Annotated in this window: 21 protein-coding genes; 15 read left to right on the top strand and 6 right to left on the bottom strand. The window is 68.6% G+C overall.

Annotated elements, in window-relative coordinates:
* Nucleotides 1-54: 54 nt before the first annotated feature.
* The 11 genes from MMF96_RS04670 to MMF96_RS04620 all read left to right on the top strand — a co-directional run bounded on the left by MMF96_RS04670 (nt 55) and on the right by MMF96_RS04620 (nt 15,708).
* Nucleotides 55-1,209 (top strand): glycoside hydrolase family 16 protein, encoded by a 1,155-nt coding sequence (locus MMF96_RS04670; protein WP_256882713.1) that lies wholly within the window; start codon nt 55-57, stop codon nt 1,207-1,209.
* 421 nt (nt 1,210-1,630) lie between these two features.
* Nucleotides 1,631-2,416: a glycosyltransferase family 2 protein gene (locus tag MMF96_RS04665; RefSeq protein ID WP_256882712.1), complete on the top strand. Its 786-nt coding sequence runs from the start codon at nt 1,631-1,633 to the stop codon at nt 2,414-2,416.
* A 1-nt stretch (nt 2,417) separates the two neighbouring features.
* Nucleotides 2,418-3,392: a glycosyltransferase family 2 protein gene (locus MMF96_RS04660; protein ID WP_256882711.1), complete on the top strand. Its 975-nt coding sequence runs from the start codon at nt 2,418-2,420 to the stop codon at nt 3,390-3,392.
* Nucleotides 3,389-4,807 carry a hypothetical protein gene (locus MMF96_RS04655; protein WP_256882710.1) on the top strand — a complete coding sequence of 473 codons (1,419 nt, stop codon included), beginning with the start codon at nt 3,389-3,391 and terminating at the stop codon, nt 4,805-4,807. Before MMF96_RS04660 ends, MMF96_RS04655 begins: the two co-directional genes overlap by 4 nt.
* 11 nt (nt 4,808-4,818) lie before the next feature.
* Entirely contained in the window at nt 4,819-5,910 is a 1,092-nt protein-coding gene (locus MMF96_RS04650) for a hypothetical protein (protein ID WP_176617868.1), read from the top strand.
* Nucleotides 5,897-6,106 carry a hypothetical protein gene (locus tag MMF96_RS04645; protein ID WP_256882709.1) on the top strand — a complete coding sequence of 70 codons (210 nt, stop codon included), beginning with the start codon at nt 5,897-5,899 and terminating at the stop codon, nt 6,104-6,106. The genes MMF96_RS04650 and MMF96_RS04645 overlap by 14 nt, the downstream gene beginning before the upstream one ends.
* Before the next feature lie 62 nt (nt 6,107-6,168).
* Nucleotides 6,169-9,768 carry a polysaccharide lyase gene (locus MMF96_RS04640; RefSeq protein WP_256882708.1) on the top strand — a complete coding sequence of 1,200 codons (3,600 nt, stop codon included), beginning with the start codon at nt 6,169-6,171 and terminating at the stop codon, nt 9,766-9,768.
* A complete protein-coding gene (locus tag MMF96_RS04635) occupies nt 9,765-10,592 on the top strand; it encodes a glycosyltransferase (RefSeq protein WP_176617870.1) in 828 nt (275 codons plus the stop codon). The genes MMF96_RS04640 and MMF96_RS04635 overlap by 4 nt, the downstream gene beginning before the upstream one ends.
* Complete coding sequence (locus tag MMF96_RS04630) at nt 10,562-14,197, top strand: hypothetical protein (RefSeq protein WP_256882823.1); 3,636 nt, start codon at nt 10,562-10,564, stop codon at nt 14,195-14,197. The genes MMF96_RS04635 and MMF96_RS04630 overlap by 31 nt, the downstream gene beginning before the upstream one ends.
* Before the next feature lie 31 nt (nt 14,198-14,228).
* Nucleotides 14,229-14,456, top strand: coding sequence for a hypothetical protein (locus MMF96_RS04625; protein ID WP_256882707.1), 228 nt, complete (start codon nt 14,229-14,231; stop codon nt 14,454-14,456).
* Complete coding sequence (locus MMF96_RS04620) at nt 14,443-15,708, top strand: alkaline phosphatase family protein (RefSeq protein WP_256882706.1); 1,266 nt, start codon at nt 14,443-14,445, stop codon at nt 15,706-15,708. Before MMF96_RS04625 ends, MMF96_RS04620 begins: the two co-directional genes overlap by 14 nt.
* A gap of 39 nt (nt 15,709-15,747) precedes the next feature.
* Here MMF96_RS04620 and MMF96_RS04615 read toward each other — a convergent pair whose 3' ends face one another.
* Complete coding sequence (locus tag MMF96_RS04615; protein ID WP_256882705.1) at nt 15,748-16,626, bottom strand: response regulator transcription factor; 879 nt, start codon at nt 16,624-16,626, stop codon at nt 15,748-15,750.
* A gap of 195 nt (nt 16,627-16,821) precedes the next feature.
* Here MMF96_RS04615 and MMF96_RS04610 point away from each other — a divergent pair, with 195 nt between their 5' ends.
* The gene (locus tag MMF96_RS04610) at nt 16,822-18,489 is read left to right on the top strand and encodes a cell wall metabolism sensor histidine kinase WalK (RefSeq protein WP_256882704.1); all 1,668 of its coding nucleotides are present in this window, start codon (nt 16,822-16,824) and stop codon (nt 18,487-18,489) included.
* Here the strand turns inward: MMF96_RS04610 and MMF96_RS04605 are convergent.
* The 5 genes from MMF96_RS04605 to MMF96_RS04585 all read right to left on the bottom strand — a co-directional run bounded on the left by MMF96_RS04605 (nt 18,486) and on the right by MMF96_RS04585 (nt 22,128).
* Complete coding sequence (locus MMF96_RS04605; protein WP_256882703.1) at nt 18,486-19,424, bottom strand: NADH dehydrogenase [ubiquinone] 1 beta subcomplex subunit 3; 939 nt, start codon at nt 19,422-19,424, stop codon at nt 18,486-18,488. The two genes, MMF96_RS04610 and MMF96_RS04605, sit on opposite strands and share 4 nt — an antisense overlap.
* Entirely contained in the window at nt 19,421-20,248 is an 828-nt protein-coding gene (locus MMF96_RS04600; RefSeq protein WP_256882702.1) for a hypothetical protein, read from the bottom strand. Before MMF96_RS04600 ends, MMF96_RS04605 begins: the two co-directional genes overlap by 4 nt.
* Nucleotides 20,245-20,856 (bottom strand): signal peptidase I, encoded by a 612-nt coding sequence (locus MMF96_RS04595; protein WP_256882701.1) that lies wholly within the window; start codon nt 20,854-20,856, stop codon nt 20,245-20,247. The genes MMF96_RS04600 and MMF96_RS04595 overlap by 4 nt, the downstream gene beginning before the upstream one ends.
* Before the next feature lie 23 nt (nt 20,857-20,879).
* Entirely contained in the window at nt 20,880-21,473 is a 594-nt protein-coding gene (locus tag MMF96_RS04590; protein WP_256882700.1) for a hypothetical protein, read from the bottom strand.
* Nucleotides 21,474-21,579: 106 nt separating this feature from the next.
* Nucleotides 21,580-22,128: an alternate-type signal peptide domain-containing protein gene (locus MMF96_RS04585; RefSeq protein ID WP_176617880.1), complete on the bottom strand. Its 549-nt coding sequence runs from the start codon at nt 22,126-22,128 to the stop codon at nt 21,580-21,582.
* Nucleotides 22,129-22,394: 266 nt separating this feature from the next.
* On the opposite strand from MMF96_RS04585, the gene MMF96_RS04580 reads away from it, so the two are divergent.
* From MMF96_RS04580 to MMF96_RS04570, 3 genes are all read left to right on the top strand, one after another.
* The gene (locus MMF96_RS04580; protein ID WP_256882699.1) at nt 22,395-22,763 is read left to right on the top strand and encodes an Hpt domain-containing protein; all 369 of its coding nucleotides are present in this window, start codon (nt 22,395-22,397) and stop codon (nt 22,761-22,763) included.
* Between the two features lie 174 nt (nt 22,764-22,937).
* Complete coding sequence (locus tag MMF96_RS04575; protein ID WP_256128017.1) at nt 22,938-23,063, top strand: hypothetical protein; 126 nt, start codon at nt 22,938-22,940, stop codon at nt 23,061-23,063.
* Between the two features lie 136 nt (nt 23,064-23,199).
* Nucleotides 23,200-23,677 (top strand): sugar phosphate nucleotidyltransferase (locus MMF96_RS04570; RefSeq protein WP_256882698.1); only part of this gene is annotated, 478 nt, incomplete at its 3' end.

The raw sequence follows: 23,677 nt of genomic DNA, 5'->3' as shown, positions 1-23,677 counted from the left end.
GTCGCCGTCACCTTACATGAACGTCCCACAGGGGCGTCCCTACCCGGGAGATATATGCCTTTTAAGCACAACCATGCCCAAAACGCGCAGCACCTGGCAGCAAAAACAGCCCCCACGGCCGGAGCAGCGGCCAGGCCGCGCACCGCCGCCGCACACAAGGCTGCCCCCCGCAAGGCAGCCGCCCACAAGGCCGTGCTGCTCATGGCCATCGGAGTCATGTCCCTGACGGGCTGCGGCTTGGCCGCGCCGGGCGGCCACGGCAATGCAGCCGCCGGCTCCAGCGCAGAATTGGCCGCCGCCAGCAAGCCGTTGGCCTCGCATTCCCTTTCGCAGAGGAGCACCCAAACGACCAAGGCAACGAACTCCCACAAGCCCAAGCCGACGGCGTCGCCCTCCCCCAGCCCCACGGCGTCGCCCTCGCCGACCACAGCGTCCGCCCCGAGCCCGGCGCCTGTCACCAGCCCCAGCCCCGCGACCAGCCCCAGCCCCACCTCCAGCACGACTGCCACGTCCACGCCGACCGCCACCAGCGCCCCTTTGGCAGCGGCTCCGACCGGCGACGGCACCCAGGCCGCGGTCAAGTACGGCTGGGGGTCCGTGGTTGCCGGTGACGAGTTCAACTACACCGGAGCCCCGGATTCGGCCAAGTGGAGTGTCTACGACAGTGCCGGCCACGCGGGCAACGGCACCCGCACCCCGGCGGCCTGGAACGTTGCCAACGGCATGGCCACCGTCAGCGGCGACTCCTCGGGCAACACCGGCGGGATGTCTGCCAAGTTCGCCCAGCAGGAGTATGGCCGGTGGGAAGCCCGCATGCGCACCAACGACCGGGACCCGCAGTACCACCCGGTGCTGATCCTGTGGCCCAACAACAACGCCTCCTCCACGTGCGCGGAAATCGACTACGCCGAAAGCACGGAGTTGACCACGCAGATGAAGTTCTTCCTCCACTACGCCTGCAGCGGCTCCGACTTCCAGACCACCAGCTCGACGCCGATCGACACCACCCAATGGCACAACTACGCCGTGGAGTGGACACCGGCCGGCATCACCGGCTACATCGACGGCGTGAAGACGTTCACCGACACCAACCCCGCGCACCAGCCGGGCGTCGGCATGCACCAGACGATCCAGCTGGACTGGTTCCCGAGCGGAGCGGCCACCAAGCCCTCGCAAATGCAGATCGACTGGGTGCGCGTCTACAAGTAGCCCACCACCCCTTCATACCGCGGCATCAGGGCCGCCGGACGTCACACCGACGTCCGGCGGCCCTTTTCGTGCGCAAGTAGCGGCCCCCAAAAACGAGTACAGGCCCTTTCAATTCAAGTAGTTCCTACGCTATCGGCGGCCATCCCCCGGACGTAGTGTTTTTTTAGCCGCCAGGGAAAAAACCACATGGGCGGCCGGTCTAGGTCTCATTTGTGGGATTGAAATAAATAGTTTTGCTGGGGACGTCCTTGAGGGAGGCAGCCGCGGCAAGGGCACGGGGGCCTAAATAGGTTTCACCGTGTCTTCCGCAAATCTGGAGGAAGCAATGACCTATTCGGGCCCGGCAGAAGCAGGAGGCGCCACTACGGCGCATCTGCCCCAGAGAACTCCCCACCCTCCAGTCGTACACCGGAATCCAACGGTGAGCCTGGTGATTCCCACACTCAATGAGGCACGGAACCTGCCGTGGGTGCTGCGGCGCATCCCCCCGTTCGTGGACCAGGTGGTCATCGTGGACGGCCGCTCCGTGGATGACACCGTCAAGGTGGCCAAGGCGGTCCGCCCCGACGTCGACATCGTCCTGGAAAGTGAAAAGGGCAAGGGCGCGGCCATCCGGGCCGGCTTCGCCGCCAGCACCGGCGACCTGATCGTCATGATCGATGCCGACGGCAGCATGGACCCGGCCGAGATCGGCTGGTACACCGAGCTCCTGAGCAGCGGCTTCGACTTCGTCAAGGGCTCGCGCTACCTCACCGGGGGCGCCTCCGACGACCTCACCTGGCTCCGGGGGCAGGGCAACCGGGCACTGACCGGCCTGGCCAACGTCGCATGCCACCGCCATTTTTCCGACCTTTGCTACGGGTACGTGGGCCTGCGGCGGCAGTGCCTGCCCCTCCTGGAGCTCGCCTCGAACGGCTTTGAAATTGAAACCGAACTGGCCATCCGGGCCGCCTTGGCCGGACTGCGCATCGCCGAAGTGCCCACCCACGAGCTGAACCGGCTTTCCGGCACGTCCAACCTGCGCACCTTCAAGGACGGCTGGCGGGTGCTGCACACGCTGGTGAAGGAATGGTCCCTGTGGGATTCCCCCACCGCCGGCGCCATGGCCGAGTCGATGCAACGGGTCCACTACCACGAGCCGCCGGTCGAGGTCTCCCGTGCCCCGGAGGACCTGGCAGCCCTGCTCACCCCGCCGATGGGGGTGTGAGATGCCGGCCAACCAGCTCCCCACCGCCAGCGTCGTGATCTGTGCGTACACCGAAGACCGTTGGGCGTGGCTGCAGCAGGCCATTGAATCGGTCCAGGCGCAGACCGCCGCCGCCCACGAACTCATCATCGTCGTGGACCACAACCAGCCGCTGCAAAAGCGGCTCCTGCACCACCTCACCGGTGCCTATGTGCTTGAAAACAATGGCGCCAAGGGGCTGTCCGGGGCCAGGAACACCGGCGTCCTGGCCGCCACCGGGGAGATCATCGCCTTCCTGGACGACGACGCCGTCGCCGGTCCGGAGTGGCTGGAACGCCAGCTGGAACTCTACGACGACCCGGCGGTCTACGCCGTCGGCGGCCGGATCGAACCGCTGTGGGAAACCGGCCGCCCGGCCCACTTCCCGCAGGAGCTGGACTGGATTGTGGGCTGTTCCTACCGCGGCCTGCCGCGGGTCGCCGCCCAGGTCCGCAACGTGATCGGGGCCAGCATGTCCTTCCGCCGCTCCGTCTTCGAGGACGCCGGCCTCTTCGATGAACGCATGGGCCGGACGACGGCGTTGCACGGGTGTGAGGAAACCGAGCTGTGCATGCGGGCGGCCGCCCTGCGCCCCGGCGGGCGCGTGGTGTACGAGCCGGCGTCGCTCGCCTCACACCACGTCCCCCAATCCCGGGGCACCTTGGGCTACATGCTGGCCCGGTCGTGGGGCGAGGGGATCTCGAAGGCCCAAATCTCCGCCCTGCCGGGCGCACGACGGCGGCTGGGCCCGGAGCGCCGCTACGTCGCCGAGGTGCTCCCCCGCGCGATCGTCCGCAACCTGGCTTCCGGCCAGTTCGACGGGCTGGTCAGCAGCGGGGCAATTTTTTCCGTGCTGGCGGCAACCGCCGCCGGCTATGTTGTGGGGCGCGCAAGGCACCCCCTGTCCGCCGCGCACGCCGCGAGGGGCAATTCCGGCGATATGGAGGTGGCGCTATGACCAGGTCAAGATTTGGAATTCGGAGCGTCATGATGACGGCGGCGCTGGCCTTGACGGCCGGCTTGTCCGTCACCGCGGCCGGCACGGCAGCTGTTGCCGCGGCCCCGGCAACCCTGACGGTCCCTCTTTGCCAGCCCCTGACGGCACCGCCGGACAACACCTTCCCCGGCACCACCGTGGTGGCGGACAACTTTGAGTCCGGGACGCTGCTCAACTGGGCTGTGAAGACCGGCGGCGACGGCACGGCGAGTGTTGTCGGGACCCCCACCTATACGGGCGGCTGTGCCGGATACCTGCACACCAGCTCGTCCAAGGGCTCGGTGGCCAACCTTCAGAAGGCCATCCCGTCAGGCACCGCCGAAGTGTATGCGGACGGCGAGTTCAACCTGGCAACGGCCGGCACCACAGGCGCCACGAACCCGTACTTCCGCTTCTTCAACGGCACCACGCGGATCGCCTCCGTCTACCGCTACGCAACCAACGGGCAGCTGTGGCTGGAGACGCTCTCCCCCACGGCCGGCTGGGTGCGCACCAGGCTGACCACCGCGGCCGTCCCACTCTCTGCCTGGAACCATGTCCAAGCCGCGTTCCTTCCCAACGGCGCCGCAACCACCGTGCAGGTGTGGCTGAACAACTCACTGGTGTACTCAAGCACCGGCGTAAACGGACCCACCGTGCCCGTAACTTCCGTGATGCTGGGCAGTGAAAGCAAAAACCAGAAGGGCGACCTTTACCTGGATAACGTGATCATCAAGGCCGCCACCGCCGCCCAAACGTCCTGCAGCGCCACCCCGCCCGCCAACACCATGCCGGGACAAACAGTGGTCGCAGACGGCTTCGAATGTGGCAACCTGGCCAACTGGACGGTCCACATGGCCGGCGACGGCACGGCCGGCGTCCAGTCCTCCACCGTTTACGACGGCACACTGGCCGCCAGCCTGGTGACCACCAGCAACACCAACTCCCTGGCCAACATGTCCACCGCACTGCCGGCGGGCACCACGCAAACCGATGTGGACGGCTGGTTTGACATCACCGCAATCGGGCCGGACGGCAATGACGTGCCGTACTTCCGGTTCTTCACCGGCACAACCCGCTTCGCCGACGTCTACCGGTACAACTCCACCGGGCAGTTGTGGCTGCGCGTGCTGACGCCGGCCGGCACATACTCCTACGTGCGGCTGACCAGCTACTCGGTGCCGCTGGACTCGTGGCACCGCGTGCAAATGGAAGTTGTGCCCAATGGCACCGCCTCCACCATCCAGGTCTGGTTCGACGGCGCGCTGCTGTACAACTCCTCCGCGGTCAGCACCTCGGCCACCAATGTCACCACGGTGATGCTGGGTTCCGAGCACTACCCGCAGCCTGCTTCCATCAACATCGACGACGTAATCGTAAAGGCGGTTGTCCCGTGACGGCGGACCCCATGACTCCAACCTCACCCGTGCAAACGGGCGCCCACTTCGACATCCACGGCCTGGTCAGCGTCGAAGTGGCGCCCGGCACCCCCGGGGCGCCGCAGCTCGTGGACATGCTCCGGCCGTTCCACACCGGATTCCCGGGGATCGACCCGTTCCGGATCCTGGTCACCGGGGAGGCCGTGGTGCTGGAGAACCCCTCGCACGCGGAGGATGCCTACCGGTACACGGACGATACCCTCTTCCTCCCCCGGGACCGGGTGACGGTGACAGTCACGGACAGCGGGTTTACGGTGGCCGGGCGCGGTGAGCTGCTGACCGCCGTGATACCCCTGTTGGACCGCCTGTGCGTCCTTAACGATGCGGCCATGGTCCACGCCGCAATCGTCAACTACCGGGGCTCCGGCGTACTGATGCCGGCTTGGGGCGGCGTTGGCAAGACCAGCACCGTGGCCAAGCTGGTGAAGATTGACGGCGTCCAGTTCATGGCCGACGACTGGGCCTTCCTCCGCGCGGACGGGACGGTGCTGGGCTATGCGAAGCCGATGTTCATCAAGGCACACCACCAGCCCATTTACCCCCAGCTGTTCGAGGGGCCGCGCAAGCCCCTGGTGCCCAAGGGGCTGACGAAGCCGCTGGAACGGGCGTCGACGATTGTCCACCCGGTCATCGTCCGGTATCCCCGCACTGCCGCATTCACCAGGCACTGGTCCCCGGAACACCGCATGGTCCAGCCGGAGCAGGCTTTCGGCGCGGGAAACATCGCCACCGAGGCACCAACCCGGGTGGCCATGTTCCTGGAGCGGCACTCCGGGGCGGATGCTGTCCTGGAACCGCGCAGCGCCGAGTGGATGACCACCCGGATCGTGGGCAATTTCCACACTGAGCTGCCCGGCGTGTCCCGCAGCCTGATCGAGGCGTTGGGCGCCACGGGGCTGGTCCCCCTGGAGTCATACTTCGCCGACAAAGCCAGGATTGTCCGCCGTGGACTCGGAAGCATTCCGTGCCATGTGCTGAAAATTCCGGCCGCCTGGTCCGCAGACCGGACCAGCGACCACGTCACCGCCACAGTGCAGGCACTGCTCAATGAATGGGCTTAGCCTCGCCGCCGGCATGGCGCGCCGGACGTCCCCCGTAGGAGACGTCCGGGTCCGCGCCACCGCGCACCTGCTGGCCTGCGACGGCGACCCCGCCGCAGCGCCCAGCGCAACAATTCTTTACGCCCCGGCGGCAAACGCCGCCGGTAAATCGGTGGAGCGGGCAAGGTGCCCGCTGGCCACGGTGGACGCCCCCTAGGGCGGGACCGGCAATCTGGAGGTGCCATTGTGAAAAGGCCAGGAGCAGGAATTCGCACAGTAATGATGACCGCCGTGCTCGCCATGACGGCGGGCCTGGCAGTCACGGCCGCCACGCCACCCCCCAGCGATTCCCCCGGCACCAGCCCGGCGGCCACGGCAACCGCTGCCCCGGCCACCACTGCACCTGCCACCACCACAACCACCGCGCCCGCCACAACGGCCCCGGCAACCACGGCTCCGGCCACAACGGCAACCACGGCACCCGCAACCAGCGCACCAGCCACCACGGCACCCGCAACCACCGCCCCGGCCACGTCGGCGCCCGCCACCACGGCAACCACGGCGCCCGCCCCGAAGCCGTCGGCCACAACCACCACAACGACAGCCCCGAAGGCAACCACGCTTGCTGCAACGGCCCCGGTGTGCAAGTCCGCCACCGCGGCTCCCACGGATTCGTTCCCCGGCACCACCGTGGTCGCGGACAACTTTGAGTCCGGCAACCTAAACAACTGGACGGTCAACACTGGCGGCGACGGGACGGCAGCGGTGGTCTCCAACGCCTGGGTCACGGGCGCCTGCTCGGCACGCATCCAGTCCACCACCTCCTCCGGCTCAAGGGCCACCCTGACAAAGGCCATCCCGGCCGGCCAAGGCGAGGTCTACGCGGACGGCTACTTCGACGTCCAGACACCCGCACTCGCCGGCGCAGCGAACAGCTACCTCGGTTTCTACATCGGCTCCACGCAGGTGGCCTCCATCTACCGCAACACCACCGGCGGCCAGCTCTGGCTTGACACCCTCAACTCCTCCGGCACTGTGGTCCACGTCAGGCTCACCAGCACCGCCGTCACCACCGGACGCTGGCACCGCGTCCAAATGCACCTGCTGCCCAACGGAATCACCTCCGTCCTGGGCATCTGGCTGGACGGCACCGACATCTACCACACCAGCAACCTTGACGGCCGCACCGGCGCCATCTCCTCGGTCACCATCGGCAACCCGGCTGTCAGCCAGCAGGGCGTGCTCTACCTCGACAACCTCCTCATCAAGGCCAAGGCACCCACGGCTCCGGTGTGCAAGACGGCCACCCCGGCACCGACGAACACCTTCCCCGGCACCACCGTTGTTGCTGACGACTTTGAATCCGGCAACCTGAACAACTGGACGGTCAACACCAGCGGGAACGGCATCGCGGCCGTGGTTTCCGAGGCCTGGGTCACGGGCGCCTGCTCGGCCCGCATCCAGTCCACCACCTCCTCCGGCTCAATGGCCACCCTGAGCAAGACCATCCCGGCCGGGCTGGGCGAGGTCTATGCAGACGGCTACTTTGACGTCCAGACCCCGGCACAGGCCGGCTCGGCGAACAGCTACCTTGGCTACTACATCGGCTCCACGCTGGTGGCCTCCGTCTACCGCAACGCCAACGACGGCATGCTCTGGCTTGACACCCTCAATTCGGCCGGCACCGTGGTCCATACCAGGCTGACCAGCACGGCGGTCACCACGGGCCGCTGGCACCGCGTCCAAATGCGGCTGCTGCCCAACGCGACCAGTTCCTATGTGGGAGTCTGGCTGGACGGCACGGACATCTACCACACCGGAATCCTGGACGGCCGCACCGGCGCCGTCTCCTCGGTCTCCGTCGGCAACCAGGGCGCCGGCCAGCAGGGCGTCCTCTACCTGGACAACCTGGTCATCAAGGCCCAGGCCCCCACCGCCCCGGCCTGCAAGTCCCCCACGGCACAGCCCACCAACACCTTCCCCGGCACCACCGTGGTCGCTGACAACTTTGAGTCCGGCAACCTGAACAACTGGGCCGTCAACACCGGCGGCGGCGGGACGGCAGCCGTTGTCTCCAACGCCTGGGTCACGGGTGCCTGCTCGGCCCGCATCCAATCCACCACCTCCTCCGGCTCCATCGCCACCCTGACCAAGGCCATCCCGGCAGGACTCGGCGAGGTCTACGCAGACGGCTACTTCGACGTCCAGACCCCTGCGCAGGCCGGCTCCGCGAATTCCTACCTCGGCTTCTACATGGGCACCACGCCGGTGGCCTCCGTCTACCGCAACGCCAACGACGGCATGCTCTGGCTTGACACCCTCAATTCGGCCGGCACCGTGGTCCACACCAAGATCACCAGCACCGCCGTCACCACCGGCCGCTGGCACCGCATCCAACTGCGCCTCCTGCCCAACGGCACAAGTTCCTACATCGGGGTTTGGCTCGACGGCACCGACATCTACCACACCGGAATCCTCAACGGCCGCAACGGCAACATCACCTCGGTCACCGTCGGCAACCCGGTTGTCAGCCAGCAGGGGGTGCTCTACCTCGACAACCTGATCATCAAGGCCCAGGCGGAGCCCGCCCCCACCTGCCAGCCCGTCACCGCCGCACCGACGAACACCTTCCCCGGCACCACCGTGGTCGCGGACAACTTTGAGTCCGGAAACCTGAACAACTGGACGGTCAACGCAGGCGGCGACGGCACGGCATCGGTGGTCTCCGGCGGCTCCGTCACGGGAGCCTGCGCAGCCTACCTGCACGAAACCACCAACACCGGCTCCCTCGCCACAATGACCAAGGCCATCCCGACCGGGCTGGGCGAGGTCTACGCGGACGGCTTCTTCAACATCCAGACGCCTGCGGTGGCCGGGGCCGCGAACTCCTATTTCCGCTTCAACAGCGGCACCACCCGCATCGCCTCCCTCTACCGCAACGCCAACGACGGGCAGCTCTGGTTTGAGGCGCTCTCCGACGCGGGCCTCTGGACCCGCACCAGGCTGACCAGCACGGCCATCACCACAGGGCAGTGGCACCACATCCAGTTCCACTACCTGCCCAACGGTGCCGCGTCCACGGTGGAAGTGTGGCTGGACGGCTCCAGCCTCTACACCAATACGGGCGTGAACGGCTTCACCGGTGCCACCACCGCGGTTTCCATGGGCAACCAATACGCCGGCTTCCAGGGCGACCTGCTCCTGGACAACGTGGTCATCAAGGCCCAGGCCCCCGTGGTCCCCAACTGCACGGCGGCCGTGCCCACCAACAACTTCCCCGGCACCACCGTGGTGGCGGACGGCTTTGAGTGCGGCAACCTGGGCAAATGGACGGTCCACACCGGCGGCGACGGCACGGCAACGGCCCAGCAGTCCCCCGTCCGCACGGGCCTGTACTCGGCCGGCCTGGTCACCACCACCAACAGCCTGTCCCTGGCGAACATGACCCACTCCATTCCGGCCGGTTCCACCGACGTGTACGCCGACGGCTGGTTTGACATCTCGGCCATCGGGCCCACCGGCAACGACGTGCCGTACTTCCGCTTCTTCACCGGCTCCACCCGGTTCGCGGACATCTACCGGTACAACTCCAACGGCCAGCTGTGGCTGCGGGTGCTCAACCCCACCGGCACCGACACCTACACCCAACTGACCGCCGGCTCAGTCTCGACAAATGCCTGGCACCGCCTCCAGATGCATGTGGCAGCGCACGGCGCCGCCACCACCATCGAAGTCTGGCTGGACGGCGCGCAGGTGTACAGCTCGGCCGCAGTCGCCACCTCCGCCACCAGCACCTCCACGGTGATGATGGGTTCGGAGCACACCCCGCAGCCGGCGTCCATCAACATCGACGACACCGTCATCAAGGCCGTGCCGTGACCGGCGCCGAGCTCCCCGTCTCCGTGGTGGTCCCCGCCCGCAACGCGGCCCACTGGCTGACGGACTGCCTGGCCAGCATCAAGGCCCAGCACCCGGCGGAGGTCATCGTGGTGGACGGCTGCTCCACGGACGCCACCGTGGACATCGCCCAGGCCGCCGGGGCGCGGGTGCTCTCCGACGGCGGGCGCGGCGTCGCAGCAGCCCGCATGCTGGGCGCCCAGGCGGCCAGATCCGAGGTGCTCGCCCTGATTGACGCGGACGTGCTGGTTCCGGCCGGCGCGCTGGAAACCCTGCTCTCCGAGTTCACTTCCGGCCACTATGACGGCCTGCAGTTCGCCCTGGCGAGCCACTCCGATTCCGACGACTACTGGGGCCGGGCCCTGGCCTGGCACCACAACCACAGCCGGGTCCGGGAGTGGTTCTGCGTATGCGCAACCCTGATGCGCCGCGACCTGCTGCTGGAGTTCGGCTTCGACGAGGACCTGCGCTCCGGCGAGGACATTGAGCTGCGCGTCCGGCTGAAGGAGGCCGGTGCCCGGCTGGGCGTCTCGCGGACCACCACCGTGGCACACCGCTTCAGCGGCGGCTTCGACAACGCACGGGACCAATGGGTGCAGGACGGGGCGGGCCTGGCCCGCACGGCCGCCAAGCACCCCTCACGCGCCGGCTGGGTGGTGGCCCTGCCACTGCTCGCCACCGTCCGCGGGGCGGGCCTCTCCCTGGCCCACGCCCCGCGCTATCTTCCGTACTGGGCGGGATTCCTTGGCTACAACTATCAATCGATGGTCTCGGAATGGATGCATGGCACCCGGGCCCGCACATGACCGCCCGCGACCTTTTGGTCCGTCTGCGCCCCGGCCCGCTGCAAACCGAGTCCATGGGGGCCAACACGCTCGCCCTGGCCGCGGCGCGCGTGGCTCCCATGGTGGTGGGCTTCATCTTTTGGGCGTTGGCGGCCCTGTCCCTCTCCCCGGCCCGGCTCGGCCTCGGTTCCGCGCTGGTCTCCGCCGTCCTGCTGTCCGTCCAGCTGGCCCTGCTGGGGGTGGGCCCGGCCACGGTTTCCCTCCTTCCCGGCCAGCACGACGGCGGCCGCCGGCTTCTCAGCGCCTCCCTGGCTGCCGTCGCGGGCAGCTCCCTGGTGGTGGGTGCCGCCGTGGTGCTTATCACCCGGGCCCTGGGCGGGGCGACGGGCGCGGCGTGGGACAGCACCGCCGTCGTGGCCGTCTTCCTCGCCGCCTCCGTCCTGGCCACCCTGGCCTACCAGCTTGACCACATCGCTGTGGCCCAGGCCAGCTCCCACCAGGCGCTGGCCCGCAGCATTGTGCAGGGCGTGGTCCAGCTGGGCGCCCTGGGAATAGGCCTGTGGGCCGGGGACCGCGGCGTGCTGACGCTGCTCTACTCCGTCGCAGCGGGCGCCCTGGCCAGCGTGGCGCTGGGCGCCGCCCAGCAATGGCACCGTGGCTGGCGGCCCGTGCGCTTCAGCGGGGTGGAGGCGCGCCTGCTGGTGCGGCACGGCCTCCCCAACCACGCACTGATGCTCTCCGACCGGGCCCCCGGATACCTCCTCCCGCTGGTGGTCACGGCCGCCGTTTCCGCCACCGCCACGGCGTCCTGGTACATGGTCTGGATGCTCTCCACCGCAGTGTTCTTTGTGCCGCAGTCCGCCGGCTATTCCCTGCAGGCCAAGCTGGCCGGGCAGGGCGCACCAGGCCAGGGAACCCCCGGGGACGGTTCACCGGGGCAGGGGCCCGGCCCCGGGGCTTCCGTGCGCGCGCTGGTCCGCCCGGCGCTGGGGCTCAGCATCGTGCTCACGGCGGGCGCCGCCGTGGTGCTTGTGGCGGTGGGCCCGGTGCTGTTGAAGTTCCTCGGTCCCGTGTACGCCAACGGCTGGCCGCTGCTGCTCATCATGGCCCCCGCCCTGCTCGTGGGCTGCGTGACCCAGGTGTACTACGGCATCTGCCGGGCGCGGCACCGCCTGGCCGAGGCCACGGCCGTGGCCGTGGTGGCGGCCGTGATCGCCGTGGCGCCCGCGGCGTCCCTGGCCACGCAGCGGGGCCTTCAGGGGGTTTCGCTCGTGTGGCTGGCAGGCCAGGTGGTGGCCGCGGGGCTGGCGGGCTGGCGGCTCCGGGTGCTGACAACACCGGCCGGCGCCCGCCCCAAGTCACTCCCCCGGACCGGGCTGCTGCGCCGCCGGATCCGCCGCCTCAGCTACACCTCGGCCCACGACTTCGCCCCGGACCAAGGCTCGGCGGTGCCCACGGCGCGCGGCCTGCGCGCTGCCTGGCGGATGCACCACTCGCACTGGGTGGCCATCCGGAAACGGCTCGTACACGCCGTCGCCCGGCCCACCGTCGCCGCGGCACGGCTCGTCGCCCGGCCCACCGTCGCCGCCGCACGGCTGGTCGCCCGGCCCGCCGTCGCCGCAACACGGCTGGCAACAAGGCAGGGAACACGGCTGGAAGGCTGGCTGGAAACCTGGCTGGCCCACGCCCGGCCCGGGTGGACGCGCCGGAGGGGCGTGACGTCGTCGGGCCTGGCCGCGGTGGCCGTGGCGGCCCTGGCGGTGGGCATGTGGGGAATGCTGCATGCCGATGTCAGCAAGATTGGCTCGCTCGGCGCCGTGACGGCACTGCCCGCGCCCTACTTCCTGGCGCTGGCCGCCGCCGTGGCCGGGGTGGTCCTGTCCCTCGCGCGGCGGCGCCAGCACGTCTGGGTGCTGGTGGTGCAGCTGGTGGTGCTGATTTTCCTGCTGCACGGCCTGGACCCGATGATCCACGGCACGCCCCGCCTGGAGGCCAGCTACCGGCACCTGGGCATCACCAACTTCATCGGCGCCGGCGGGCAGCTGGACACCAAACTGGATGCGTACTTTTCCTGGCCCGGGTTCTTTGCCTTCCTGGGCATGTTTTCCGATTCCACCGGCATGAACTCGCTCATGCTGGCCGCCACCTGGGCGCCCCCGGCCGTGAACCTGCTGCTGCTGCCGGTGCTGCTGGCCATCGCCCGGCGCCTGACCGGGCACTGGCGCGCCACATGGGCGGCCGTGTGGATGTTTTACCTGACCAGCTGGGTGGGCCAGGACTACCTGGCACCCCAGGCGTATGCCTACATTGTGGGCCTGACCATCATCGCCGGCGCGCTGACGGCCTTTGGCGGCCGCGCCTGGAAGGGAACCACCCGGTGGTGGCAGCGGCTGACGGCCCGGATGGACCCGAAATACCACCGGGGGCCGGGCCTCTCCCGGCCGGTATCGGTGGTCCTGGGCCTCTGCCTGGTGCTGCTGATGGTGGCCCTCACGGCCGCGCACCAGCTCACGCCGTTCGCCCTGGCCGCCGTGCTGCTGGGCCTCATGCTCACCGGCCAGTTCAGGCTGCGCATACTGCCGGTGGTGGCCGTGCTGCTCCCCATTGCCTGGCTGGTGTTCGTGGCCACCCCGTACCTGGTGGGCCACATGGATGTCCTGTTTGGTTCCATCGGCGACGTCAGCCAGACCGTTGGCGTCACCCAGCGCGTGGCCGGGGACCCGGACCACCGGATCGTCATCACGGCGCGCCTGGCCGAATCGGGCCTCATGTGGGCGGCCGGCGCGGCGGGGGCCTGGCTGCTGGCCCGGCGGCACCGGCCGTGGCTGGCCGCGGCCGGTGCCGCCGGCATCCCGCTGCTGCTGGTGCCATTGCAGCCCTATGGCGGCGAGCTGCTGCTGCGGGTGTACCTGTACAGCCTGCCCTTCGCCGCCTGCCTGGCCACCGTCCTCCTGCTTCCTGCGCACGGGCGGCGGCCCGGGCTGTGGCGCACGCTGGTGGTGGGCGCCGTCGGACTGGTGCTGGCCGGCACCTTCCTGGTGACCCGGTACGGCAACGACGCGCTGGAGACCTTTACGCCCGGCGAGCTGGCACTGGTCCAGCGGCTCGACGACGTCGCCCCCGACGGCGCCGTGGTGATCGAGGCCGTGCATGACACCCCGTGGCGCAGCATCAAGTACGCCACCTACAAATACCGCACCCTGATGCCCGGCAAGCCCACAGCCTTCACGCCGCAACTGAACTGCGGGTACGTCCAGTCCGTGGCCGGCAAGGCAGGGGCGTACCTGCTGGTCACCCAAAGCCAGATTGAATCGGCGCAGATGCTCGGGATCGGCCCGCCCAACGGCGTGCAGAAATTCCTGGACAGCTGCCAAAAGCTGCCCGGCTGGACCGTCATCGACAAAACCCCCTCCGGCATCCTCCTACACATCATCGGAGTCCCCCATGCGGAAGTTGAGATATCTCCCCGACCTGGCCCTAGCCTTGTTGGCTACCGCTACGTTTCCCCTGGCCCTGGCCGGGTCCGTGCCGTTGCGGGCGTCGGTGTTGGGGACCCTGGTGCTGATTGGCCCGGGAGGGGCGGCGGCACTGTGGTTCTGGCGGACAGCCCCCGGACACCGGTCTAGGCTCGCCACCGGGGCGGCGTTCTACCTTGCCTTGGCCATCGCCCTGAGCCTGGGTTCCTCGCTGCTGGTGGCCACGGGCATGGTCTACTTCCGCCTCTGGAACCCTGCCGCCGGCATGTGGGTGGTGGCAGGGCTCACGCTCGCCCTGCTGGGCGCACAGCGGCTGCCCAGGATAACCATGGCACAATTCCTGTACGGCCAGGACGGCCTCAAGCACGGCCCGGACCCAGCGAAGGCGGTCTCCCATGCAGGCAGCTAAACCCCCCGCCCCGGCACGCCGCTGGCTCACGACGCCGCGGCGCAGGTCCGCGTGGACCACGGCTGCCGCCGTGGCGGCGCTGCTCTCCACCCTGTTCCTGGGCGCCTGTGCCCCGGGCACGGCGGGGACCCCGGGTGCGGGCGGGTCATCCGGGACCGGCACCTCCGGGGCGGCGGGCGCGTCCGCCGAACCCGTGCCGGCCCAGCCGCCCGTAAAACACGTCTTCGTGATCATGTTGGAGAACGTTTCCTATGATTCCGTCTACGGTTCCAAGCCGATCTACCCTTACCTGGCCAACACGCTGCGCCCCCAAGGCCTGCTGCTGAGCGAGTTCTACGGCATAGCGCACTGGAGCCTGGGCAACTATTTGGCCATCCTGGGCGGCACGGCACCCACCAAGGACATCCAGGGTGACTGCACGCACTACACGGACATGACGGACGCCACCCCGGCAGCCAACGGCCAGGTCAAGTCCGGGCACGGCTGCGTCTTCCCGCAGTTTGTCCCCACCCTGGCCGGCCAGCTCACCGCCAAAAAGCTGACGTGGAAGGGCTACATGCAGGACATGGGCAACATTCCCAGCCGCGAACAGTCCACCTGCGGCATCCCCAGCCTCGGCACGGACAATGCCGATACCACGCAGGGCGCGGCGGAAGGCGACAACTACGCAGCCCGCCACAACCCCTTCATCTACTTCTCCTCGGTGCGGGACACCCCGGCCTGTGCCGCCAACGTCCGTCCCCTCGGCCAGCTCACCGAGGACCTGAAGAGCGCTGCCACCACACCGAACTTCGCGTTCATCTCGCCCAGCCTGTGCGACGACGGCCACAACGAGTGCTCCGCCCCCCGGACCCCGGACGCCTGGCTCTCCACCTGGATCCCGCGCATCCAGGCATCGCCCGCATACAAGGACAGCGCCATCGTCATCATGGCCGACGAAGCCAAGAACGATTCCCGGGCCTGCTGCAAGGAACCCGCCGGCCCCAATGTTGCCTACCCGGGTGCGCCCAACAACTCAACGCTGGGCCAGGACGAGGGCGCGGGCAAGGGCGGGGGCCGCATCGGCGCACTGGTGCTCTCCCCGTATGTGGCCGCCGGCGCCACCAGCACCGTCCCGTACAACAACTATTCGCTGCTGCGGTCCATTGAAAACCTGTTCGGCCTGCCCTACCTGGGGTACGCCGGGATGCCGGGCCTGGAGGCGTTCGGCCCCGATGTGTGGACCACGGCGTCCGGCACGCCGCCACCCTGACCGGGTCTGGCCGGCCCTGGAGCCCACCGGCCAGACCCGCTACACGGCCAGCCGGTACCCGATGCCGCGGACCGTCTTGATCCAGCGCGGCGAGCGCGGGTCGTCGCCCAGCTTCCGGCGCAGGTTGGCCATGTGCACCTCGATGGTGCGTTCGTCCGAGTCGCTGATGTAGCTGCCCACGTCGTACCCCTCCCCGCGCAGCCGGCGCACCAGCTCGGCCTTGGAGAGCACCCGCTTCCCGCCTTCCATGACGGCCAGCAGCAGGTCGAACTCGGTGCGGGTCAATTCCAGTTCCGTCCCGTCCACCTCGGCCGTGCGCATGGCCCCGTTGAGGCACAGCCCGCTGTGCACCAGCAGGCCCTCCTGCGCCGGGGGATGTTCGACGGCGGCCGACGGCGCCGGGGTGCCGGCCCCCAGCCCGGCCGGGGTTCCCGACGGCGCCGAAGCTCCCGATGGCGACGGTGTGCCCGACGGCGCCGGGCCGGCCCCCACTGCGGCCCCGACACCGGCCACCGGTGCAGCGGTCCCCTGCCCGGCAACAGCCCCCTGGCGCGGGCGGCGCAGCAGGGCGCCCACGCGTGCCCGCAGTTCGCGGGGGCGGAAGGGCTTGGTCAGGTAGTCGTCGGCGCCGGTTTCCAGTCCCAGCAGCGTGTCCAGTTCATCGCCGCGGGCGGTAAGCATGATGATGTAGCAATCGCTGAAGAGCCTGATGCGCCGGGCCGCTTCAAAGCCGTCAATGTCCGGCAGGCCCAAGTCGAGCGTGACCACGGCCGGGCGGTGGCTGCGCACGGCCTCCACCCCGGCCGCGCCGGTGCCTGCGGTGTGCACCTCAAACCCGGATTGGGCGAGGACCACCTTGATCAGTTCACGAATGTCCTGGTCGTCCTCAATGATGACAGCAACCCGCGACCCGTCCACAACTACCCCCGAAGGTACATAAGAGACCTGCTGCCCCAAACAGCAGCAATGGGCGTCCACCAATGCACGCCTCTGAACAGTATGACATCATCATTGTCGGGGCGCAGGAGGGTTGTCCGCAAAACCATCCGGCGCCAATGACACGCCGCGTGACTTCCAGCTGCTGGGGGCAACGCTTTCGCAGAGGGACGTCCCTTGACAGAATCCAGAACCACCAGGCTGATCCGCCGTTATTTCCACGAGCGCTCCCTGCGCGTCAAGGTGCTCCTCACGCAGGCACCCCTGAGCCTGACGGTGATGTTGCTGGTGGTCCACGCCGTGCTCATCTACCCGGAGGTCTTTGGGAAGCCCATCTTCACCGCCGGCCTGTGGATGCACGCCGCCATTCTTGCCCTGTGTGTCCTGGTTCCCTGGGACAGGCTCCCCCACCCCAGCTTCCTGGCCATTCCCTACCTGGATTTTGTGGCGATCGGATTCACCCGCGAGGGCAGCCTGGAATATGCCACCTCGGCCGGACTGCTGATCCTCTTCCCCGTGTTTTGGCTCGCGGCGTCCGGCCTGGCGCGCAAGACGGCCGTGGTCAGCAGTGCGGTGGCCACCCTTTTGCTGGTCTGGACCCCGGTGTTTCTGGCCACCACCCCGGTGGCGGCGCGGGATCTGGGCAAGCCGCTGCTCTTCCCGTTCATGATGGCCGGCTTCGCCGTGGCCGTCGTGACCATGACCAGCAGCATGGACAGCCAGCGCCTGCAGGTGGTGGCCAAGGACGCCCAGCTGCGCGCCTCCCTGAAGGCCAGCCGCCAGCGCGAACAGCTCCTCTCCACCGTCCTGGACACGGTGGCCGTGGGCTTGGTGGTGGTGGACGGCGGGGGCCATGACCAGCTGATGAATTCCATGCAGCGGGCCAACCACGCCTTGGCCGTGCCGGAGGGCGCCGTGAACCCTGCCGAGAAGGACCTGCTGGTCTTTGCCGGGGACAGGACCACCCCGCTGGAGGCCGAGGCCCGCCCCGTCCGCCGCGCCGTCAAGGGCGAGTCCTTCACCAACTACCCCATCTGGATCGGCTCCGGGGACCGGGCCCGGGCCTTTTCCACCACCGCCCGGACCATCCGCAATGAGGACGGCGATTACGACGGCGCCGTCATCGCCTTCCAGGACATCACCGACATGACGGCCGCCATGGCCGCCAAGGACGACTTCGTTGCCAACGTCTCCCACGAATTCCGCACCCCGCTGACCTCGATCCAGGGCTATCTGGCCCTGGCCCTCGATGAACCGGAGCTGCTGCCCGGCGACGTGGCGAAGTACCTGACGGTGGCCGAACGCAACGCCGACCGGCTCAGCGGGCTGGTCGCGGACCTGCTCACCACCGACGCGATGGAGGTGGAGAAGTCCCTGGCCGACGTCGCCGGCCTGGTTGCGGACAGCCTGGCCTCCGCGCGCCCTGCCGCGGCCATCAACGGCGTGGAGCTCACGGCCCAGGCGCCGGCCAGCCTGGCCGCCTGGGTTGACCCCGTCCGGATCGGCCAGGTGCTGGACAACCTGGTCTCCAACGCCGTGAAGTACTCGCCCGACGGCGGGACGGTCACCGTGCGCCTGTGGGCCAGCGGCCGCGACCTGCTGTGCGAGGTCCAGGACACCGGGCTGGGCATGAGCAGCGCCGAGCAGGCGGAGGCCTTCACCAAGTTCTTCCGGGCCGATTCCGCCCTGCAGCGCTCCATCCCCGGGCTGGGCCTGGGGCTGATGATCACCAGGTCAATCGTTGCCCGGCACGGCGGCACCATTTCGGTGTGCAGCGAACGCAACGTGGGCACCACCATGCGCCTGGTCCTGCCGGACTGTGTGGAGGCGCCGGGCGCGTCCTAGCCCATGGACGCGCTGCCGGAGTAGTACTTGATGGTCCGGTATACGGGGTCGCCGGCGGTGGTCCCGTTCATCGGCTGGATCCGGAAGCTGTAGTCGCAGTAATACGGCGCGGTTGCGTCCGCCGGGTTGACCAGGTTTCCGGAGGCATCGGTGGCGGCCTGCGGGAACGTGAGCGTGGCGGAGAGGTTGCCGGTGGTGAATTCGGTGCCGTAGCCGGAGGTCGTGGACTTCACGGTAACCACATAGCTGGTGGCCCCCGTTGAGGCAGTCCAGTTGATGGCCATGGTGGACGTCGTGGCGCCGCGCACCACGGGCTGCGCCGTCGGGCTGACGGTCCCCAGCGGCGGTGCCGCGGCGGGTGTGACCTGGTCGCACTGGCCGGACGTGTTTGAGGAATACGTGAACGACTTGTAGACGGGGTCGCCGGCCGTGGCGCCGTCGAAGGGCTCGATCCGCAGCAGGTAGGACGTGCCGTTGGAGACCGCGGCTTCGCGGAAGGTAAACACCGCGGTGGTGCCGGTGACGGATTCGGTGGCAACCGGCGTCGCAGGCGGCCCGGTCAGGGACAGGGTGGTCGCGTAGGACGTTGCATTCGTCACGGCCGGCCACGTGAAGGTGAAGGCCACACTCCCCTGTTGCTTGGCGGACGTACAGCTGAAACCGCCTATGAAGGCCCCCGGCCGCACGGCGAGCGTCGGGGAGGCCACCACCCCGCCCACGGGCGGCGGCGCGGTGATGGCGGGCGCGCCGGCCGTGATGGCGATGGTTGCCGTGCTGCTTTGCTGCCAGTTGGCCACGGCGGCAATGGTCCCGCCGCCAATGAAGACCGTCACGAGGAACGCCACCACGGAGGCCTTGAAGCCCGGCAGCGCGCGGAGCCGCGACCATGCACCTGCGGCACGGCCCGCCTCCGGCCGGGGCTGGCGGCTTCTCATGGATTCCTTCTCCTTCTTTTCGCCAGGGCGGCGGCACAGAACAGGCCGCCGGCAAGCAGCAGCAGCTGCCCGGGGCGCTGGTCGTTGCCCACCACATTACTGTGCGGCGCCGGGGCAGGTGCGGGATCCTCCTGATGCCCGACGCCGGACGGCGCACCGGCCGCTTCGTGCGCGGCCGGTGCGGTGCCCGCCTCCACGGCAGTACCGCTGGTGCCGGCCAGCTGGGGCAGGGTGGTCCGGGCGGCCGTCCCGTCCGGCGCGTGGCACGCCTGGATGGTGGCGCCGGCACCGGCTTCCTGCATGAGGAAGAGCAGCCCAAACGCGGCGTTTTCGCGGCGGGTGGCGTTGGTGGCGGAGGCGTCCAGGCCAAGGGCCAGTTCCAGGCGCGCGGTCTGGCCGGGTGCCAGCGCCAGGCCGTGGAATACGCTGCGGCAGCCTCCGGGGGCGGCCAGGGGCACGGTGGCCGCGGGCCCGCCGTGCGATCCCGCGGCGAGTTCAAGGGCTTGCGTCAGGACGGCATTTCCCCGGGCCGAGGTCACGGCCAGGGAGATCTCCGCCGGTGCGGTACCTGCATTGCGGACCCAGACGGTGCCGCGGCGGAAATCGCCGGGCACCATGCCGGAGAGGTTGGGGAACACCACAGGCTCCCGGCTGCTGCTGAAGTGGATGCCATCGCTGCTCAGTTCCATGGCCGGGCCGCCGTCGGCGCTGGCGGGACCTGCCGCCAGGCCGGACGCGGCGGCTGCCAGGAGGCCGCCAGCCACCACGGCCGCTGCGCGGACCCGGCGGGGCTTCCGGCGGGCTGCGGACCGGGCGGGGTTCATGCGCCCTGTCCGGATTCCTTCTTGGTGCGCTTCTTCCCCCAGGCGCCCTGGACCATGCTGAAGGCGCCGAAGCCGATGAGCCCCACGGCTGCAATGGGCAGGACGGCCCCGCGGTTTGTCTGGCCCAGCGAGTTGGCCACAAAGCCCACGTAGGGCACGGCGTACAGCAGCTTGCCGCGGACCTGCTGGGCGTGGACGGGGCCGGCGTCGGCCAGGGAGTTGTTGTCCCCCTTGGTGGTGAACACGCGTTCGCCGGACTGGGTGGTGCCCACGGAAATGATCCGGTGGCTGATCACGGCCGGCTTTCCGGAGGCGATCTGGTACGTGATGATGTCACCCACGCGGAGGTCGGCGAACGGCGTGGGCTTGACCACCATGAACGTGCCCGGCGCGTATTTCGGGGCCATCGAGTTGGTCAGGACCGTGTACGTCTGGGAGCCGGTGGCCAGCGGCGCCACCACCAGGACCAGGGCCGCCAGCGCGGCCACCAGGAACAGCAGGTACGCCACGGCGCGCCCGGCCAGGCGCAGCCAGCGCCGTACGGGCGTGCCCGTACTTGCCGGCGTTGCGGGCTGGGCCACCGGAGTGGCTGTGTGGGTGGCGGTCATGGCGATCCTTCTCTGGTGTTGGTCTATTGCTGGGCGACGGTGAGGGGGATGGAGATCCCGGCGGTGCTTCCCGCCAGGTTGGCGGGCATGGCGGCGTTGAGGCTGACCTGGAAGCAGAACACCCCGGTGTTCCCCTTGGCGATGGCCATGGAGGGCAGGTCGGTGGGCAGTGCCAAGGTGTACAGGGAGGCGCTGGCGCATTGGGCCAGGGACCCTGCAGCCACGGCCTTGACGGTCAGGTAGCCTGCCAGGCCGCTGCCGGTGTCCGTCTTGACGGGCGTGGAGCCAACGGCGGCGCGGATGGTGAAGGCTCCGCCGGCGTTCGTGACGTTTCCCACCTGGACGCCGGCGTAGGTGGCCTGTCCGGGAACCAGGGCTCCGGCCGGCGTGGTGGTGAGTGCAATGGCGGCGGCGGTGCCGTTGGGAAGTGTCATGTCCGTGGTGTTGCTGGTCTGCGTGTCAGTCAATGTGACCCTGAAGTCCGCTGCCTGGATGATGCCGGCGCTGGCGCTGGCGGCCGAGTTCCAGAGTGCGTAGCTGCCCTGGACGGCCATGAGTCCCAGGAGGACTGCGGCCAGGACCAGGCCGGCCGCCTTCAGCATGGGCGTACTTCGCATGGCTTCTCCGAACAGGGTGGTGGTGTACCGGCAGTCCGCCGGCACACCACCGGGGTCATCAACGGATGGGTTGGCCGCAGCCCCTTCAGGGGAACGGCCGCCCCGGCTACGAGTTGTTCGCGGAGGCGGGCGCCTGCTGGACCAGCGCGTAACCGATGCCGCCCAGGTTGTACGTGGCGTTGGTGGCGGTGCGGCCCGTGGTGGAGGTGTTGAAGGTGAAGGTGGTGGACGCCTTGACCACTCCGGAATCGGCCGGGGTGAGGATGGTATCCGGGAGGATCTGGGTGCCCTTGGTCAGCGTGGTGGGGCTGAGGGTTGCGGCGCCGCCGAAGGCGGTGGCGCCGGTGCCGTCCTGGCCGGCGCCAGTGACGGCCAGCTTGGCCTGCATGAGGTCGCCGGTGAGCGTGACGGTGACGTCCTGCGTGTACGTCAGTACATCGCCCGGAACCACGTGGTAGGCGGTGATGTCCGGGATGACGGTGCCGGCGGCGTTGGTCCACTTGCCGTTGGTGGCCGCCAGGTTCAGGTCACCGGAAACCACGGAGCCCATGTTGGCCTGCTGTGCCTGGTTCCAGGTGGCCAGCGTGCCGCCGCCGCCTACCAAAAGGATGACGCCTACGCCGGTTGCGATTGCGCCTTTGACCATCTTGTTCATTGTGAGACCCCTTGTTCAAGTGTTCCCGGCCGGTTTTCCTGCCGATGGGTACAACCATCCGGCAGGCACCTCAAGAAAAGGCCGCCAATTTAGGGAAGATCAGCGGAAGGTCCGCCAAAGGTTTACCCAAGCCCCCAAGACCTCCAGGCAAGCTCAATATTTGGGCAGGATCTGCTCAATTCGCCGAAAATACATGGGTTTGGCGGGGCCCGGGAACTAGGCTGGCAACACTGAAAGTTGGCACCAAAGGGAAGGGAATACACGCAATGTCACGTCCATGTCCGCCCTTGGTGAGCCTGGCCCAGTTGCACGAGCTGGAGGATTCCCTGGGCGGGGAAACCGCCTTGTGCAAGGGATTCGTCAACAACTATGTGAACATGTGGTCCGGGCGGTTCCAGCGGCTGGCCTCCGCCGTGACGGCAGAAGACCTGGATGACGCCATGGATGCGGCACTGAGCCTTTGCACGTCCAGCCACATGGTGGGCGCCCAGCGCTTGGAACAGTGCACCCAGGACCTGATCAAGAACCTCCGCAACGGCTGCCTGGGCGGCGCCACGGCCGCGCTGCCGTCGCTGGGCCGGTGCGGGCAGCGAACGGTGGATGCACTGCTGGAACGGTATGTCCGGCGCGCCTAGGGCACCCGTCAATCGGTCCGCAAAGACCAAGGAGACATGGACCGAGTAACGGCGGCGGAGAAGCAAGTGCCGGCCCGCGAAAAAGCCAGTGGTCACCACTCTGTCCGCCCCGGTCGCGCCAGCCTACCGTGGAAGGTAGGGCAAATTCGCCAAACGCAGAGGGAAGGCATCCACATGAGCGGCAGACACAAGGGCATCGCCGTCGGCGCCCGCCCGGCGTCCCGGAAGTACCTGATGACGGGCCTGGTGGCCGCTGTTGCCGTTGCCGTCGCCTGGACACTCCTGGCGGTGCTTCACTAATGCACCTCCGCGGGGCTGCGGCAGGGACGCCGGCGCGTGGATGCCTGCCAACGGACATGCCGCTATTGCGGGAATCACAGCCAGGTGTAGGTACAACAAAGAGGGATTGGGGCGGTCCATGGGTACAGTGTCCAGAATGAACACCAATGCATTCCGGGGCGCAGCTGCGCCCGGATACAGCCCAGTGGACAAATTCGTAGCCGTTATTCCGGCCGGGGGTGTCGGGACCAGGCTGTGGCCTTTGTCGCGGGCGGCGGCACCGAAGTTTTTGCATGACTTGACGGGGAGTGGGAGTACGTTGATCCGGGCGACGTATGACCGGTTGCAGCCGTTGAGTGGGAACCGGATTTTGTTGGTGACCGGGGAGGCGCATCGGGAGGCGGTGTGCCGGCAGTTGCCGGAGCTGGCTGATGGTGACCTGGTGTTGGAGACGGAGCCGAAGGATTCCGGGGCGGCGATCGGGTTGGCGGCGGCGATTTTGTTTTTACGGGACCCGCAGACCATCATGGGTTCCTTTGCCGCGGATCAGGTGATCAGTCCGGAGGGGGCGTTCCGGGATGCGGTGCGGGAGGCGATTTTTACGGCGGCGACGGGGAAGATTGTCACGATCGGGA

The organism is Arthrobacter sp. STN4, from assembly GCF_024539665.1.
Lineage (GTDB): Bacteria > Actinomycetota > Actinomycetes > Actinomycetales > Micrococcaceae > Specibacter.
The sequence above is the reverse complement of the archived record's forward strand: the minus strand, read 5'-3'. Positions and strand labels throughout refer to the sequence as shown.